The organism is Staphylococcus sp. GDB9P120P (genome assembly GCF_017893435.1).
Taxonomy (GTDB): Bacteria; Bacillota; Bacilli; order Staphylococcales; family Staphylococcaceae; genus Staphylococcus; species Staphylococcus cohnii.
Map to the genome: position 1 here is coordinate 200,637 of NZ_JAESNB010000008.1, position 18,448 is coordinate 219,084.

The window sequence follows — 18,448 nt, forward strand, 5'->3', positions numbered from 1 at the left end:
TACATACAACCGCTCGGATTCAGGTTTAAGTACAAAGATGTCACCTGAGTTTGGCGTGACTTAAATTATAGGAGGTGCAAAGTATGTTTGCTATTATTGAAACAGGTGGAAAACAAGTAAAAGTTGAAGAAGGACAAGAAATTTTCGTTGAAAAATTAGACGTAAATGAAGGTGATTCTTTCACTTTTGATAAAGTACTATTTGTAGGTGGAGATTCAGTTAAAGTTGGTGCACCAACAGTTGAAGGTGCAACAGTTACTGCTACTGTAAACAAACAAGGTCGCGGTAAAAAAATTACTGTTTTCACTTATAGACGTCGTAAAGACTCTAAACGTAAAAAAGGTCACCGTCAACCATACACTAAATTAACAATCGACAAAATCAACGCGTAATTATGATTAATGTAGATGTTACATTAAATGATTCGGGTCAAGTAACAGACGTTATCATGGATGGTCATGCCGATCATGGTGACTACGGTTACGATATTGTATGTGCAGGAGCATCTGCAGTTATTTTCGGAAGTGTTAATGCTATAATGGGATTAACATCTGAGAAACCCGACATTGACTATAGTGACGACGGTGGATACTTCCATGTTAGAAGTGTCGATACGAATAACGAAAAAGCGCAATTAATTCTTCAAGCAATGTTAGTCTCTTTGCAGACCATTGAAGAAGAATACAAAGAAAATATTAGATTAAATTATAAGTGAGGTGCAACCAAATGTTAAAATTAAACTTACAGTTCTTCGCATCTAAAAAAGGGGTAAGTTCTACAAAAAACGGACGTGACTCTGAATCAAAACGTTTAGGTGCTAAACGTGCGGATGGTCAATTCGTTACTGGCGGTTCTATTTTATTCCGTCAACGTGGTACTAAAATTTATCCTGGTGAAAATGTTGGTCGTGGTGGCGACGATACATTATTCGCTAAAATCGACGGCGTTGTAAAATTTGAACGTAAAGGTCGAGACAAAAAACAAGTATCTGTATACGCAGCTGCTGAGTAATTTTTGTTCATGTTAACACCAGAAGTGATGACTTCTGGTGTTTATTTTTTGTCTTTATTTTCTAGTTATATAGAAAATGCTATAATATACAAGATATGTAAATTAAGTTTTATAAAAAAGAGGTGAAATCATGTTTGTTGATCAAGTTAAAATATCACTCAAAGCTGGTGATGGCGGTAATGGCATAACTGCATATAGAAGAGAGAAATATGTACCATTTGGCGGTCCAGCAGGTGGTGATGGTGGTAACGGAGCTTCAATTATGTTCGAAGTAGATGAAGGTCTAAGAACGTTATTAGATTTCAGATACCAAACACATTTCAAGGCTAAAAGAGGTGAAGGTGGTCAAAGCAGTAATATGCACGGTAAAAATGCTGAGCATTTAGTATTAAAAGTACCACCAGGTACAATTATTAAAAGTGTAGAAACTGAAGAAGTTCTAGCTGATTTAGTAGAGAATGGACAGCGTGCTACAGTTGCAAGAGGTGGTCGTGGAGGACGTGGGAATTCCCGCTTTGCTTCTCCACGAAACCCTGCACCAGATTTTAGTGAAAACGGTGAACCAGGCGAAGAAATTGAGGTTACTTTGGAACTGAAACTACTTGCAGATGTTGGTTTAGTCGGTTTCCCTAGTGTTGGAAAATCTACATTATTATCAACAGTTTCTAAAGCAAAACCAAAGATTGGAGCTTATCACTTCACAACAATTAAACCTAATCTAGGCGTTGTTTCTACCAAAGATCGTCGTAGTTTTGTGATGGCAGATTTACCTGGACTTATACAAGGCGCTTCTGAAGGTGTCGGACTGGGTCACCAATTTTTAAGACACGTTGAGAGAACCAAAGTAATCGTGCATATGATTGATATGAGTGGTTCAGAAGGTCGTGATCCTTACGAAGATTATCAAGTTATTAATGAAGAATTAAAAGCTTATGAACATAGATTAGAAGACCGACCACAAATTGTGGTTGCTAATAAAATGGATATCCCTGATGCAGAAGATAATTTAACCATTTTTAAAGAACAATTAAATGATAAAAGTGTACGCATTATTCCCTTATCTACAGTAATGCATGATAATATTGATGAATTATTATATGCTATTGCTGATACATTAGAAGAGGTCAAAGATGTAGATTTTAATGAGAAAGAAGAAGATTTAGGTGTTAATAGAGTAGTCTATAAACATACACCTAGTCAGGATGCATTTACGATTACTAGAGACGATGATGCTGCTTACGTAGTGAGTGGTAAAGCTATAGAAAGAATGTTCAAAATGACTGACTTTAATAGTAATCCAGCAGTTAGACGTTTTGCGCGTCAAATGCGTTCAATGGGTATTGATGATGCACTACGTGAACGTGGTTGTGAAAATGGAGATATTGTAAGAATACTTGGTGGAGAATTTGAATTTGTTGAATAGGAGTGCTTGATATGGACAAAAATGAAAATAAAAAGTTTTATTTAATTCGTGAAGATGTGTTACCTGAATCAGTGGTTAAAACTTTACAAATCAAAGAAGTTTTAAAAAATGACCCATCATTGTCCATATTTGAAGCAGTGAAACAATTCGATTTATCCCGAAGTGCATTTTACAAATATCGTGATACGATATTTCCAGTTGACGAAAAATTAGAAGAAACAAGAGAGTTTACATTGATTTTGTATGTGAATGACATCATAGGTATGTTAGCTGAGGTTTTAAATACGCTTTCTAAATTAGATTTGTCAGTGTTGACGATTCATCAAAGTATACCGATGGACGGTAGAGCTACCATTACACTATCATTAGATGGCAAAGGCACAGATTTAGAAATAGATGAAGTCATAAATGCATTAAAAAAGATTGAACATATTTCTAATGTGGAACTCATTAGTATGACGATATAAGGAAGTGTGACTGTGTACGCATATATTAAAGGAACTTTAACCGTTTTAAATCCCACGCATGTAGTTTTAGAGGCTTCAGGCGTAGGTTATGAGATTCAAACTCCAAACTCATATCGATTTCAAAAATATAAAGACCAAGAGATTTTGATTCATACTTCGTTGATTGTAAGAGAAGATGCACAGCTGCTTTATGGCTTTATTAATCAAGAGGAAAAAGATATGTTTTTAAGTTTAATTAAAGTGACAGGCATCGGTCCAAAATCAGCTTTAGCAATTTTAGCTAGTAGTTCACCAAACGAAGTAAAAATTGCAATTGAAAATGAAAATGATGCTTATTTAACAAAATTTCCTGGCATAGGTAAAAAAACAGCGCGTCAAATTGTTTTAGACCTCAAAGGTAAAGTACAAGTAACAGAGGAAGATAGCAGTCAATTGTTTAATGTGGACCAAAATAATCCGCAAAATTCTGCAATTGTAAAAGAAGCGTTACTAGCTTTAGAAGCACTGGGTTATTCTAAGAGAGAGTTGAATAAAGTTGAAAAAACTTTAGATAAGGAATCTTTTGAATCAATAGATGATGCAGTGAAGCGTGGTTTACAGTTGCTTATATCTTAAGTTTGCTGAAATTTTATGAAGGGGGAAATATAAATGGATGATAGAATGGTAGATCAGTCTATGCATGAAGATGAATCATCATTTGAATTATCTTTAAGACCTGAAAGATTACGCCAATATATAGGACAATCAACGATTAAATCAAATTTAGAAGTTTTTATAAAAGCAGCTAAAATTAGGAAAGAACCGTTAGATCATGTACTTTTATTTGGCCCCCCTGGATTAGGTAAAACGACTTTATCCAACATCATTGCTAATGAAATGGAAGTCAATATTAGAACCATTTCTGGACCGTCTATTGAACGACCGGGTGACTTGGCTGCTATTTTGTCTAGTTTACAACCTGGTGATGTATTATTTATCGATGAAATTCACAGATTGAGTAGTGTTGTAGAAGAAGTTTTATATCCAGCAATGGAAGATTTCTTTCTTGATATTGTGATAGGTAAGGGAGAAGAAGCGCGAAGTATACGTATTGACTTGCCTCCTTTTACATTAATAGGTGCTACAACCAGAGCCGGGAGTTTAACCGCGCCTTTACGTGATAGATTTGGTGTTCATCTGAGATTAGAATATTATAAAGAACATGAATTGAAAGAAATTATAATCCGTACCGCAGAAGTTTTAGGTACAACTATAGATGATGAAAGTGCCATTGAACTTGCGAAAAGAAGCAGAGGTACGCCGAGAGTGGCAAATAGGCTGTTAAAACGAGTTAGAGATTTTCAACAAGTTAAAGAAGATGAATCGATAAGTATTGAAACTACAAAGCAATCTCTAGCATTATTACAAGTGGATGATGAAGGGTTAGATTATATCGATCATAAGATGATGAACTGTATCTTAGAACAATATAAGGGTGGCCCTGTAGGTTTAGATACAATCGCTGTTTCAATTGGTGAAGAACGTGTCACAATTGAAGATGTTTATGAGCCATTTTTAATACAAAAAGGTTTTATTGAACGTACACCAAGAGGGCGTAAAGCGACAGCGTATGCTTTTGAACATTTTAGTAAGAATGGAAAGAAGGAATAGTTTTGGATATTGAAGCATTTGATTATCATTTGCCAGAATCATTAATCGCTCAAACGCCTCTGAAAAATAGAGATGAGAGTAGATTGCTTGTGCTTGGTAGAAAAACTGGAAATATCGCACATAAACACTTTAAAAATATTATTGATTATATTGAATCAGGAGATACATTAGTACTTAACGACACCAGAGTGATGCCTGCACGTTTATTTGGTTTAAAAGAAGAGACAGGTGCAAAAGTAGAAATGTTGATGCTAACACAACTTGAAGATAATGATTGGGAAGTCTTATTGAAGCCAGCAAAAAGAATTAAAGTAGGCGACAAATTATCTTTTGGTGAAGGCAAAATAGTTGCTGAATGTCTTGAAACTTTAGATCAGGGCGGAAGAATCATGCGTTTAAATTATGAAGGTATACTACAAGAACGTTTGGATGAATTGGGTGAAATGCCACTGCCTCCGTATATTAAAGAACGCTTAGATGATCCAGATCGTTATCAAACTGTTTATGCAAAAGCATCAGGATCAGCTGCAGCTCCTACAGCAGGACTTCATTTTACTGATGAACTACTTGAACAATTAAAAGCTAAAGGTGTTAATATTGCATTTATTACTTTACATGTCGGGTTAGGTACATTTAGACCTGTGAGTGTTGAAAATATAGATGACCATGAAATGCACAGTGAATATTATCAAATGAATCAAGAAACAGCAGATTTGCTAAATGCTACAAAAACAAATGGGCACCGTATCTTTTCAGTAGGAACAACTTCTACTAGAACATTAGAAACCATTATGCAAACACGTAACAATTTTGTAGCAGAGAGTGGATGGACCGATATTTTTATCTATCCTGGTTTTGATTTTAAAGCAATAGATGGTTTAATAACAAACTTTCACTTGCCGAAGTCAACACTAGTTATGTTAGTTTCGGCATTTAGTTCAAGAGATTATATTTTGAACGCTTATCAACAGGCTGTCAAATCTGAATATAGATTTTTTAGTTTCGGCGATGCAATGTTAATTTTTTAGGAATGAAACGAAAGGAGTTTTTGTATGCCAGCTGTAACATATGAACATATAAAAACATGTAAACAATCTGGAGCAAGATTAGGAATCGTGCATACACCACATGGATCGTTTGAAACACCAATGTTTATGCCTGTTGGTACTAAAGCCACAGTTAAAACGATGAGTCCTGAAGAATTGCATCAGATGGAAGCAAAAATAATATTAGGAAATACATATCATTTGTGGTTGCAACCAGGAAATGATATTATCAAAAAGAGTGGGGGATTACATCAGTTCATGAACTGGAATGGTCCAATACTGACAGATTCAGGTGGTTTTCAAGTATTTAGTTTAAGTAATTTAAGAAAAATTACTGAAGAAGGTGTTGAATTCCGTCATCATACTAATGGTTCTAAATTATTCTTGAGTCCTGAAAAATCAATGCAGATTCAAAATGATCTTGGCTCAGATATTATGATGGCATTTGATGAATGCCCACCTATGCCAGCTGAATATCAATATGTAAAAGAATCAATCGAAAGAACAAGTAGATGGGCAGCTAGATGTTTACAAGCGCATCAAAGACCTGAGGATCAAGCTTTATTTGGTATCATCCAAGGCGGAGAATATAAAGATTTACGTCAACAAAGCGCTGAAGAATTAGTAGCGTTGGATTTTCCCGGTTATGCTATCGGAGGTTTATCTGTTGGGGAACCCAAGCCAGTAATGTATGATATGGTTTCGCATACACAACAATTTATGCCTAAAGATAAACCACGTTATTTAATGGGTGTGGGTTCACCAGACGCATTAATAGAATGTAGCATTAGAGGTATGGATATGTTTGATTGTGTATTACCTACACGTATTGCACGTAATGGTACATGTATGACTTCACATGGCCGTGTTACTATAAAAAATGCTAAATATGCTGAAGATTTAGGTCCACTTGATGATAATTGTGACTGCTATACTTGTAAAAATTATAGTAGAGCATACATAAGACATTTAATAAAAGCAGAAGAAACTTTTGGTATCCGTCTTACTACTTATCATAATTTACATTTCTTGCTGAAATTAATGGAAAACATCAGACAAGCTATTCGCGATGATCGTTTACTTGATTTTAAAGAAGAATTCTTTGAACAGTATGGACTAAATGTAGAAAACCCAAAAAACTTTTAAAAGGGAGAAATAACTATATGCAATTTACTTCATTGATATTACCGATATTATTATTAGTATTAATGTGGTTCTTCTTAATTAGACCACAACAAAAAAAGGCTAAAGAGCATCGTGAAATGATTAGCCAAATTTCATCAGGTCAACATGTTACTACTATAGGTGGAATTAAAGGTACTGTACGTAGCGTTGACGAAACTACAGTTGTATTAACTTTAAATGGCAATGGTACAGAAATCACTTTAGAAAAACCAGCTATTAAACAAGTTGATCCTTCATAAATGATCTTATGATTACGAACTGATATATACTATCAGTTCGTTTTTTGTTTAACAAAACCTAAAGATATTGGACTTTAAAGACATAGTTGGTGTTATAATGAAAGATAGACAAAATCAAATTTTTAAATAGCTTAAGTAATCATTACATTTGGTAACACTTACATTTAAAAAGAAGTTACAAATAAGTTAAGTTTGTTTTTACACTACATGTAATGTGTTAAAATATGTAAGGTTATTTAGAAAATTTAATCGTTTAGTATATGAGAACGAAGGCGATTGAATTATGAATTTATAACATAAGCTTACAATGAGGTGTTCAAGTGAAGAAAAGTAGTAGAATTGTTGCATTTATATTGCTTGTAGTTCTATTGTTAGGCGGGATAGGACTTACATATAAAAATGTAGTAAAAAATGTCAGCCTCGGATTAGACTTACAAGGTGGCTTTGAAGTCTTATACCAAGTTGACCCTTTACAAAAAGGTGATAAGATTGATGATAAAGCTGTAAAAGCCACAGCAAAAACACTTGAAAACCGTGTAAACGTTTTAGGGGTTTCTGAACCTAAGATTCAAGTGGAAGATAAAAATAGAATCCGTGTACAATTAGCGGGTATCAAAAATCAATCTCAAGCTAGAGAAATTTTATCTTCACAAGCTAATTTAACGATTCGTGATGCTGATGACAATATCAAATTAACGGGTAAAGATATTCAACAAGGTTCAGCGAAACAAGAATTTAAACAGAATACGAATCAACCCGCAGTTACTTTTAAATTAAAAGATAGTGATAAATTTAAAAAAGTAACTGAAGAAATTTCTAAAAAAGATGAAAATGTCATGGTTGTATGGTTAGATCACGAAAAAGGTGATACTTACCATAAAGAAATGAACAAAAAAGATCCAAAATATGTGTCTGCTGCTTCAGTTGACAAACCTATCAATTCAGATAGTGTAGAAATTTCTGGTGGATTTAAAGGTGAAAAAGGTATTGAAGAAGCAAAACAAATTGCAGACTTATTAAATTCTGGTTCATTACCTGTAGACCTTAATGAAATTTACTCTAATTCTGTAGGTGCGCAATTTGGACAAGATGCTTTAGATAAAACAATATTTGCTGCAGCAATTGGTATAGCGGTAATTTATTTATTTATGTTAGGTTTCTATCGTTTACCAGGGTTAGTAGCTGTTATTGCACTTACTGTTTATATTTATTTGACATTAGTTGCATTTAATTTCATTTCTGGTGTATTAACATTGCCAGGCCTTGCAGCTTTAGTACTGGGTGTCGGTATGGCAGTCGATGCGAATATTATCATGTATGAACGGATTAAAGATGAACTGAAAATTGGACGAACGCTCAAACAAGCCTATAAAAAAGCGAATAAAAGTTCATTCTTAACCATAGTCGATGCGCAGCTTACAACAGTGATTGCTGCTGCTGTATTGTTCTTCTTTGGTGAAAGTTCTGTAAAAGGTTTCGCTACAATGTTGCTACTTGGCATTTTAATGATTTTTGTAACAGCAGTATTTTTATCAAGATGGTTACTTTCACTACTTGTTTCTTCAAATTTCTTCAAAAAATCATCTTGGTTATTTGGTGTCAACAAGCATCATATTGCAGATATAAATGAAGGTAAAGAAGTTCATGATTTAAAAACACCGTATGAGCGTTGGGATTTCATGAAGCTAGCCAAACCATTATTGTCACTAAGCGTACTAATTTTAATCGTTGGTGCGGTTATACTGTTTATTTTCAAACTTAACTTAGGTATTGATTTTACAAGTGGTACAAGAGTTGATTTTGAATCGAAAGATAAAATATCTGAAGCGAAAGTGACAAAAACACTTGAGGATCAAGATTTTAAACCTACCCAAGTTTCTTTAGGTGAAAATGGCAAAAATGCAACAGTACAATTCAAAAATGACTTATCTAAAGATGAAGTGTCAAAAATTAAGAACACGATTGATAAATCATTCGGTAATGATCCAACTGTTAATACGGTTTCACCAGTTATAGGTCAAGAATTAGCTAAAAATGCAATGATGGCGCTATTGTATGCAGCTATCGGTATCATTATTTATATCACATTCAGATTCGAATGGCGTATGGGACTGTCCTCAGTGTTAGCACTGTTACATGATGCCTTTATGATTGTGGCTGTATTCAGTCTGTTTAGATTGGAAGTTGACATTACATTTATTGCAGCTGTGCTAACTATTATTGGTTACTCAATTAATGATACGATTGTAACGTTTGACAGGGTACGTGAGAACTTGCATAAAGTTAAAGTGATTACGAAACCTGAACAAATCGATGATATTGTTAATAGATCAATTCGTCAGACAATGACGCGTTCTATCAATACAGTGCTGACAGTGATTATTGTCGTAGTTGCACTATTAGCATTCGGTGCACCAAGTATTTTCAATTTCTCATTAGCGTTGTTAATTGGTTTAATATCTGGTGTGTTCTCATCAGTATTTATAGCTGTTCCTTTATGGGGAATTATGAAAAAACGTCAGCTTAAAAAATCAGACGACAATAAACTTATTGTATATAAAGAGAAAAAATCAAATGATGAAAAAATATTAGTATAATTAATATCAAAACATGTACTAATATAAAATAGGGTGGAGCAAAAGCGCACACTCTAAATGAAAGGCTAATCCATGGGATCATGGATTAGCCTTTTTTATTGTTAATATTTGCGATTTTGACCGTGCATGCTTGCCTGGGGATATGGCTCGAGCCTGTAGTCTCTCACTCATATCATTTCCCTGGGCGTCCGCACGTTTCCAAATCGCTATAAGTGATATGTCATCATAGAAACATCTCTGTATCATTTAAAGAAGTAACTATTTTATAACAATAAAAAACATGATTTATTGTATACAATTAATAGAAAGTTGAATTTTTAAATTCACCAAATAATCCAAATGAACATGAGTATAAATGATGGATTAGTCATTTTTTAAATCTTGCGATTTTGATCGTGCGTACTTGCCTGGTATATGGTTCGAGTCTGTAGATGCTCACTCATATCATTTCCCTGGGCGTCCGCACGTTACAAAATCGTTTGAAGTTTTAAGTATGGTTGAAATAAAGGTTACCACTTTTTATTTTTCAAATTCTTTTGTATAATTGCTTGTGGAAATGAGGGAGAATAGTATGATTAAATCAAAATATAATTGGGACGTTAAATTACCTGAAGTTGAAATAGCAGAAAATATTGCAACAGATTTAAAGCTAACTCCTATTGTAAAAAAAGTTTTGGAAAGTAAAGGTATAACTGATGAAACTGATATTCGAAATCTTTTAGAAGGGATTCAAATTACACATGACCCTTGGAAGATGAGTGATATGGATAAGGCTATTGAGCGTATCAATGTAGCAATAGATCAAAACCAAAAGATTTTAGTATATGGAGACTATGATGCGGATGGTGTCACTTCAACGACTATATTGGTTTCTACATTGAAAGAACTTGGTGCTCATGTAGGCTGGTATATACCGAACCGCTTTTCTGAAGGTTACGGGCCAAATGAATTGGCTTTTAAAAATGCTTATGATGAAGGGATATCATTAATTATAACAGTGGATAATGGTATTCAAGGGCATGATGAAATACAAATGGTTCAAGACCTAGGTGTTGATGTTATTGTCACAGATCACCATGAAATTGGTGAAACAATGCCTAATGCATATGCGATTGTCCATCCAATGCATCCTGAGTTTGAATATCCGTTTAAATATCTGTGTGGTGCAGGTGTTGCTTATAAGTTAGCTCAATGTTTATTGGATGAACCACCAGTTCATTTTCTAGGTTTGGTTGCTATTGGAACAATTGCTGATTTAGTATCCTTAACGGATGAGAATAGAACGCTGGTTCAAAATGGTTTAGCGTCATTAAATAAATATTGTCCGCCATCAATAAAAGCTATTTTAAACCAAGCTGGTTATAATGACGAAATAAATGAAGAAACTGTCGGATTTATTATAGGACCAAGGTTAAATGCTGTAGGGCGTTTAGAGGATGCTGCACTTGCTGCAGAGTTATTAATGACTGAAACAGAAGATGAAGCTATGTTTTTAGCTGAACAAGTTGAATTTTTTAATCAAGAGCGAAAAGATATCGTGTCTCAAATTACTGAAGAAGCGCTTGTAATGGCAGAAGAACAAGTACAGCAAGGTTCAAAATTCTTACTGTTAGCTCAAACAGATTGGCATGAAGGCGTACTTGGTATTGTAGCGTCAAGAATTGTTGAAACTTACAGTCTTCCAACATTAATTTTAAATATTGATAAAGCCCAAAACCACGCAAAAGGTTCAGCTCGAAGCATTGATCAAGTATCGATGTTTGAAATTTTAAGTGATTATTCACAGTTAATAACGAAATTTGGTGGACACCATATGGCAGCTGGGGTCACAATGCCTATAGAAAATGTTCAACAATTACAGAGTAGTTTAAATGCATGGATGGCACAATTAGCAGAAACAACTTCACTTGAACCACGTAAAAAAGTTGATGTAACTATTTCAGAAAGTGATATTACTATACAAAATATTAAAGATATTCAAAGATTGCGACCATTTGGTACAGATTTCACTAGTCCATGCTTCGAATTACAAGACGTCCTTGTTCAACAGGTAAAAGGTATTGGTCAAGAAAAAAAACACTTAAAACTCGTTATTGGCGAAAGTCAATTACAAGCAATCTTTTGGCAAAGCGGTCACTTAGTAAAAGAATTGGGTGTGCAACAACCTATCAATGTAATTGGAACATTACAAATTAATGAATGGAATGGATTTCAATCTCCTCAATTTATGATTGAAGATTTAGCAAGTCATAATTTACAGATTTTAGATTATAGAAGCAAAAACAAAGTAAATGAATTAAATGCAGATGCTGAGAATGTTGCTTACTTGATTCATCAAAGAAGTGAAAAGTTAGGTGAAAATTATCACTATTATGGTGATGAAATTATTAATAAGTATGATAAATACGTCTTTAGAGATTTGCCGACATCCATTAATGATTTAAAAACAACATTAAAAACAGTTGATATATCTCAAATTTATCTCGTGTTAAATCATGATAGATCGATATACTTTGAAGGTATGCCAAAAATAGAAACATTTAAACAATGTTTTAAAGCACTTGCAGCTAAAAAAGAAACAAATTTAGCTAAAGAAGGTGTACAACTAAGTAAATTTTTAAACATTCAACCACATATACTTAAATTTATCTTGAAAGTTTTCTTGGATTTAGAGTTTATTCAAGTTGAAAATGGTATAATTAAATTAAATAATGTTTCAACAAAACGTGATATTGCTTCAAGTAAATATTATCAAAGTCGTATCGACAGAATTGAAGTTGAAAAGTTATTGCTTTATGAGGATTTTAATCGTTTGAAGCAATGGATAAAGGATGAATTGGTAGAATAATAGGAGGAAGTTTGTATGGATTTAAAACAATATGTATCTGAAGTATCAGACTGGCCACAACCGGGTGTTAACTTCAAAGATATTACAACGATAATGGACAATGGCGAAGCTTATGGTTATGCCACGGATCAAATAGTTAAATATGCAAAACTACGAGACGTTGATGTAGTTGTAGGACCGGAAGCTAGAGGATTCATCATTGGTTGTCCTGTTGCATATTCAATGGGTATTGGCTTTGCACCAGTGAGAAAAGAAGGCAAACTTCCTAGAGAAGTCATTCGTTATGAGTATAATTTGGAGTATGGTACAAACGTATTAACCATGCACAAAGATGCAATTAAACCAGGGCAACGTGTGTTAATTACAGATGATTTATTAGCTACTGGCGGTACGATTGAAGCGGCTATTAAGTTAGTTGAACAATTAGGTGGTATTGTTGTAGGTATTGCATTTATTATAGAATTAAAATATTTAAAAGGTATTGAAAAAATTAAAGATTATGACGTAATGAGTTTAATTTCATACGATGAATAATCACATTTATAATAAAAGAAATTTTATAGCCAAATGAAAACATTTAAAATGATTTCATTTGGCTTTTTATATTTATAAATAGTTTTAATGATTCGTTAACTTAAATTATCTTTTATTTGTATTAAAAAATTAAAATTCAGCTACATTTTGCCAATTGTCTTATGTACGCATTTATTTATTTAATAACATGTAGTATTATATAACTATTATACATAATTTGACCTAATAGCGTAAAAATACGTTACAATCGATATAAAATAATACTGGGTATCTAATCGTGATTAATATTTAGTATAGGGGTGTCTTAAGTGAACAATGAATATCCATACAGTGTGGACGAAGTATTATCCAAAGCAAAATCATATTTGTCAAAAGAAGATTATGAATATGTATTGAAGAGTTACCATCTAGCTTATGAGGCACACGAAGGTCAATTTCGTAAAAATGGCTTGCCATATATTATGCATCCCATACAAGTCGCTGGGATTTTAACTGAAATGCATTTAGATGGCCCAACCATTGTTGCAGGTTTTTTACATGACGTGATTGAGGACACACCTTATACGTTTGATGATGTAAAAGGCATGTTTAATGAAGAAATTGCCATAATCGTAGAAGGTGTGACTAAGCTTAAAAAAGTAAAATATCGTTCTAAAGAAGAACAACAAGCAGAAAACCACCGCAAGTTATTTATTGCTATCGCAAAAGATGTGCGTGTTATTCTAGTTAAATTAGCGGATCGATTACATAATATGAGAACACTGAAAGCAATGCCAAGAGAAAAACAAATAAGAATATCAAAAGAAACTTTAGAAATCTATGCACCATTGGCACATAGATTAGGGATTAATACGATTAAATGGGAATTAGAAGATACAGCACTTAGATATATTGATAGTGTGCAATATTTCAGAATTGTTAATCTTATGAAGAAAAAGCGAAGTGAGCGAGAAGAATATATACAAAATGCTATTAACCGCATTGATTCAGAAATGGAAAAAATGAATATAATTGGTGATATTAATGGTAGGCCTAAACATATATATAGCATTTATAGAAAAATGGTTAAACAAAAGAAACAATTCGACCAAATATTTGATTTATTAGCTATAAGAATTATCGTTAATTCAATAAATGATTGCTATGCAGTACTAGGTCTTGTGCATACACTATGGAAACCCATGCCAGGTAGATTTAAAGATTATATTGCTATGCCAAAGCAAAACATGTATCAATCTTTACATACAACGGTCGTTGGACCGAATGGCGATCCTTTAGAGATTCAGATAAGAACTTATGAAATGCATGAAATTGCAGAACACGGGGTTGCAGCGCATTGGGCATATAAAGAAGGCAAAAAGGTTACTGAAAAAACACAAAATTTCAATAAAAAATTAAATTGGATTAAAGAACTCGCTGAAACGGATAGCACTACCACCGATGCAGAAGAATTTATGGAAACATTAAAATTTGATTTACAAAGTGATAAAGTCTATGCTTTTACGCCAGAAAGTGATGTAATAGAATTACCTTATGGTGCTGTACCAATCGATTTTGCATATGCTGTACATAGCGAAGTAGGAAATAAGATGATTGGTGCTAAGGTTAACGGAAAAATTGAGCCGATAGATTACGTGCTCAAAACTGGTGATATCGTTGAAATCAGAACAAGTAAGCACTCTTATGGTCCAAGTCGTGATTGGTTAAAAATTGTTAAATCTTCTAGTGCTAAAAGTAAGATACGTAGTTTCTTTAAAAAACAAGATCGGTCTTCTAATATTGAAAAAGGTAAGTTTATGGTCGAGGCAGAAATAAAAGACCAAGGGTACCGTGTAGATGCAGTTTTAACGGATGATAATATTGAAGTCGTAAAAGATAAATATAATTTTTCGAATGAAGAAGATTTATTTGCCGCAGTAGGGTTTGGTGGTGTAACAGCTTTACAAATTGTTAATAAGTTAACAGAAAAGCAACGCATTCAAGACAAACAAAAAGCATTGAATTCAGTGCAAGAAGTACAAAAATCTGTGCCAATTAAGGATGACATCACAACAGATAGTGGCGTATACGTTGAGGGAATTGAAAATGTACTCATTAAATTATCAAAATGTTGTAATCCAATCCCTGGTGATGATATTGTTGGATATATCACTAAAGGGCATGGTATTAAGGTGCATCGCACGGATTGTCCTAATATCAAAAATGAAAAAGACAGATTAATTAGTGTTGAATGGGTACGCTCTAAAGATGCGACACAACGTCATCAAGTTGACTTAGAAGTTACCGCTTATGACCGAAATGGATTATTAAATGAAGTTTTACAAGCCGTTAATTCCACTAAAAGTAACTTAGTTAAAGTTTCTGGTCGTTCAGATATTGATAAAAATGCAATCATTAATATTGGTGTTATGGTGAAAAATGTAAATGAAGTCTATCAAGTTGTTGATAAGATTAAACAACTCGGAGATGTTTACACAGTAACAAGAGTTTGGAATTAGAGGTGAAATACACATGAGGATTATTGTTCAAAGAGTGAAAGAAGCATCCGTTTCTAATGGTTCAATAGATAATAAAATAAATAAAGGCTTTTGTTTGCTTGTTGGCGTAGGTAAATCATCTACAGAAGCGGACATTGATACATTAGTAAGAAAAATTGTGAATGCCCGATTGTTTGAAGATGAGAATGGCAAGCTTAATTTGAATTTACAGCAAGTACGAGGAGAGATTCTTTCTATCTCACAATTCACACTATATGCAGATGTAAGAAAAGGTAATAGACCTGGTTTTACCAATTCAATGCCGCCTGAAAAAGCAAATGAACTTTATGAAAAATTTAATGAGGCATTACGCACTTATAACATAAATGTATTAACAGGAGAATTTGGCACAGATATGCTTGTTAATATTGCTAACGATGGCCCAGTGACAATTATTTATGAAAGTCAGGATGGCAAAATCGTATGAAAACAATCAATACTTGGCTAGATAAACATAATTTAAAAAATTTCCCTACACTTATTGTTACGTTAGCATTTGTCATATTTATTTTTATGCTCATCGCTTTTCTAAATCACAATGATGAAGATGCGAGTACGATATATATAACGGAAGATACTGATTTGAGAACAGGTCCTAATGCTGTATATCCTACTATTAAACCGGCTAATCAAGGTCAAAGTTATAATAAAATTGGTAAATCCGGCAAATGGATTGAAGTTGAATCAAGTAATCATAAAGATAAAGGTTGGGTGGCTGGTTGGCATACAAATCTAGATATTCAAGCAGATGCTAATGCTAACGATAAACCACTTAAAGATAAAACAATTGTACTTGATCCTGGTCACGGGGGAAGTGACCAGGGAGCTTCAAGTAATACAAAAAAGAAGAGCACTGAAAAAGTTTATACACTGAAAACAGCGAAAGAATTGAAAAGTCTTCTTGAAAAAGAAGGCGCGACTGTAAATATGACGAGAAGTTCAGATAGTTATGTTAGTTTGGACGATCGTAATATTAAAGGTGATGCTTTTATCAGCATACATAATGATTCGCTAAAATCTTCTAAAGCTAATGGAACTACAGTTTATTGGCTTCAAGATAATCAAAAAGCACTTGCAGAAACATTAAATCTTTACATACAAAAAAAAGCGTTACTGACAAATAAAGGCGCTCGACAAGAAAACTTCCAAGTATTGAGACAGACGAATGTCCCCGCTGTTTTATTAGAGTTAGGTTATATTAGTAATCCAACTGATGAAGATATGATAACGAATCAATTACATCGCCACATTGTTGAACAAGCAGTTGTCGATGGTTTACGTGCATATTTTTCAGAATAAAAAGGTTGCATATTAATCAATAACTCGTTATTATTAGATATGAATTCTATATTAAAACCGTTATTATTCTTGACTATGCTAAATGAAACGTCAACATTTTAAATGTGTAGAGACATAATTCGAGGCTGGAAAATTATGCTTAGTAGTTTAGTTATTAAAACGCAAGAAGAGGTGCTTTATGAAATTAAAGCCGTGTGACGAACGTTATCCGTATGAAGTGGGTTGATATAGCTTGTTGATAAACTATATCTAACCAATTAGGGTGGCAACACGGATATTCGTCCCTTGTATAACTGTACAGTTATGCAAGGGACTTTTTATTGTATAAAAGGAGAGGTTTTATGATAAATATTCCTAGAGGAACACAAGACATTTTACCAAGCGAAACAAAAAAATGGCGATATATAGAAACAAAATTAGATGAATTGATGGAATTATATAATTATGAAGAAATTCGTACGCCTATTTTTGAAAGCACTGAATTATTTGCACGTGGCGTTGGTGATTCTACGGATGTCGTTCAAAAAGAAATGTATACATTCAAAGATAAAGGCGACCGCAGTATCACTTTGAGACCTGAGGGTACTGCTGCAGTAGTACGTTCATATATAGAAAATAAAATGCAGGGATTACCTAACCAACCGATTAAATTGTACTACAATGGTCCAATGTTCCGTTATGAACGAAAACAGAAAGGACGTTATCGTCAGTTTACACAATTTGGTGTAGAAGCCATAGGTGCAGAAAATCCTAGTATTGATGCTGAAATTTTAGCAATGGTCATGCATATTTATCAGTCATTTGGTCTTAAACATTTAAAATTAGTTATTAATAGCATTGGCGATATTGATTCGCGCAAAGAATACAATGAAGCCCTGGTTAAACATTTTGAACCAGTAATTGGCGATTTTTGTAAGGATTGCCAAGCACGTTTGCATACTAATCCAATGAGGATTTTGGATTGTAAAGTTGATAAAGATAAAGAAGCAGTGAAAACAGCACCGCGCATTACAGAATATTTAAATGATGATTCAAAAGCATATTTTAAGGAAGTAAAACAGCATTTAAACGATTTAGACATCAAATATGAAGAAGATCCTAACTTAGTAAGAGGCTTAGATTATTATACACACACAGCATTTGAACTGATGATTGATAATCCAAATTATGAAGGTGCGATTACGACTTTATGTGGTGGTGGCCGTTATAATGGTCTACTTGAATTGCTAGATGGTCCAAGTCAAACAGGTATTGGTTTTGCACTTAGCATTGAAAGATTGTTAATGGCATTAGAAGAAGAAGGCATTGATTTAGATGTTGACCATGATTTTGATTTATTTATCGTTACTATGGGTGAAGAAGCAGACCGTTATGCAGTAAAATTATTGAATGATTTACGTAAAAATGGTGTTAAAGCGGACAAAGATTATATGGAACGTAAAGTTAAAGGACAAATGAAACAAGCTGATAGACTGAATGCCAAACATACTGTTGTTATTGGTGATCAAGAATTAGAAGAAAAAAATATTAATGTAAAAAATATGGAAACCGGAACATCAGAACGTATTGATTTAAATGAACTTGTTAACTATTTTAGAAATTAAGGAGAAGA

The 18,448-nt window shown here is 33.5% G+C and carries 17 protein-coding genes and 1 other annotated feature (1 of these 18 running past the window's edge); all 17 genes read left to right on the plus strand.

Annotated features, from left to right (window positions below; genetic code table 11):
* Nucleotides 1–71: a sequence feature (ribosomal protein L21 leader region), on the plus strand (it extends 3 nt beyond the left edge of the window).
* Between the two features lie 12 nt (nt 72–83).
* Complete coding sequence (gene rplU, locus KA856_RS06170; RefSeq protein WP_019468505.1) at nt 84–392, plus strand: 50S ribosomal protein L21; 309 nt, start codon at nt 84–86, stop codon at nt 390–392.
* Between the two features lie 2 nt (nt 393–394).
* The gene (locus KA856_RS06175; RefSeq protein ID WP_107384778.1) at nt 395–715 is read left to right on the plus strand and encodes a ribosomal-processing cysteine protease Prp; all 321 of its coding nucleotides are present in this window, start codon (nt 395–397) and stop codon (nt 713–715) included.
* Between the two features lie 11 nt (nt 716–726).
* Nucleotides 727–1,011 carry a 50S ribosomal protein L27 gene (gene rpmA / locus KA856_RS06180; RefSeq protein WP_019468507.1) on the plus strand — a complete coding sequence of 95 codons (285 nt, stop codon included), beginning with the start codon at nt 727–729 and terminating at the stop codon, nt 1,009–1,011.
* Between the two features lie 130 nt (nt 1,012–1,141).
* Nucleotides 1,142–2,434 carry a GTPase ObgE gene (obgE, locus tag KA856_RS06185; RefSeq protein ID WP_210138563.1) on the plus strand — a complete coding sequence of 431 codons (1,293 nt, stop codon included), beginning with the start codon at nt 1,142–1,144 and terminating at the stop codon, nt 2,432–2,434.
* 11 nt (nt 2,435–2,445) lie between these two features.
* Nucleotides 2,446–2,901 (plus strand): ACT domain-containing protein, encoded by a 456-nt coding sequence (locus KA856_RS06190; protein ID WP_019468509.1) that lies wholly within the window; start codon nt 2,446–2,448, stop codon nt 2,899–2,901.
* Between the two features lie 12 nt (nt 2,902–2,913).
* The gene (ruvA, locus tag KA856_RS06195; protein ID WP_119535885.1) at nt 2,914–3,516 is read left to right on the plus strand and encodes a Holliday junction branch migration protein RuvA; all 603 of its coding nucleotides are present in this window, start codon (nt 2,914–2,916) and stop codon (nt 3,514–3,516) included.
* A 33-nt stretch (nt 3,517–3,549) separates the two neighbouring features.
* A complete protein-coding gene (gene ruvB, locus KA856_RS06200; protein ID WP_107384782.1) occupies nt 3,550–4,551 on the plus strand; it encodes a Holliday junction branch migration DNA helicase RuvB in 1,002 nt (333 codons plus the stop codon).
* Nucleotides 4,552–4,553: 2 nt separating this feature from the next.
* Complete coding sequence (gene queA, locus KA856_RS06205) at nt 4,554–5,579, plus strand: tRNA preQ1(34) S-adenosylmethionine ribosyltransferase-isomerase QueA (RefSeq protein WP_107384783.1); 1,026 nt, start codon at nt 4,554–4,556, stop codon at nt 5,577–5,579.
* Between the two features lie 24 nt (nt 5,580–5,603).
* Nucleotides 5,604–6,743, plus strand: a complete 1,140-nt coding sequence (gene tgt / locus KA856_RS06210) for a tRNA guanosine(34) transglycosylase Tgt (protein WP_107384784.1) — start codon at nt 5,604–5,606, stop codon at nt 6,741–6,743.
* 17 nt (nt 6,744–6,760) lie between these two features.
* Nucleotides 6,761–7,021, plus strand: coding sequence for a preprotein translocase subunit YajC (yajC, locus tag KA856_RS06215; RefSeq protein WP_019468514.1), 261 nt, complete (start codon nt 6,761–6,763; stop codon nt 7,019–7,021).
* A 320-nt stretch (nt 7,022–7,341) separates the two neighbouring features.
* A complete protein-coding gene (gene secDF, locus KA856_RS06220) occupies nt 7,342–9,618 on the plus strand; it encodes a protein translocase subunit SecDF (protein WP_107386400.1) in 2,277 nt (758 codons plus the stop codon).
* Nucleotides 9,619–10,189: 571 nt separating this feature from the next.
* Nucleotides 10,190–12,466, plus strand: a complete 2,277-nt coding sequence (gene recJ / locus KA856_RS06225; RefSeq protein WP_119535884.1) for a single-stranded-DNA-specific exonuclease RecJ — start codon at nt 10,190–10,192, stop codon at nt 12,464–12,466.
* A gap of 15 nt (nt 12,467–12,481) precedes the next feature.
* A complete protein-coding gene (locus KA856_RS06230) occupies nt 12,482–13,000 on the plus strand; it encodes an adenine phosphoribosyltransferase (protein WP_107384787.1) in 519 nt (172 codons plus the stop codon).
* 308 nt (nt 13,001–13,308) lie between these two features.
* The gene (locus KA856_RS06235; RefSeq protein WP_210138564.1) at nt 13,309–15,498 is read left to right on the plus strand and encodes a RelA/SpoT family protein; all 2,190 of its coding nucleotides are present in this window, start codon (nt 13,309–13,311) and stop codon (nt 15,496–15,498) included.
* 13 nt (nt 15,499–15,511) lie between these two features.
* Nucleotides 15,512–15,964 (plus strand): D-aminoacyl-tRNA deacylase, encoded by a 453-nt coding sequence (dtd, locus tag KA856_RS06240; RefSeq protein WP_107385039.1) that lies wholly within the window; start codon nt 15,512–15,514, stop codon nt 15,962–15,964.
* A complete protein-coding gene (locus KA856_RS06245) occupies nt 15,961–16,836 on the plus strand; it encodes an N-acetylmuramoyl-L-alanine amidase family protein (protein WP_107385038.1) in 876 nt (291 codons plus the stop codon). Before dtd ends, KA856_RS06245 begins: the two co-directional genes overlap by 4 nt.
* Nucleotides 16,837–17,177: 341 nt before the next feature.
* On the plus strand, nt 17,178–18,440 hold the full coding sequence (gene hisS / locus KA856_RS06250; RefSeq protein ID WP_119535928.1) for a histidine--tRNA ligase: 1,263 nt from the start codon (nt 17,178–17,180) through the stop codon (nt 18,438–18,440).
* Nucleotides 18,441–18,448: the final 8 nt, after the last annotated feature.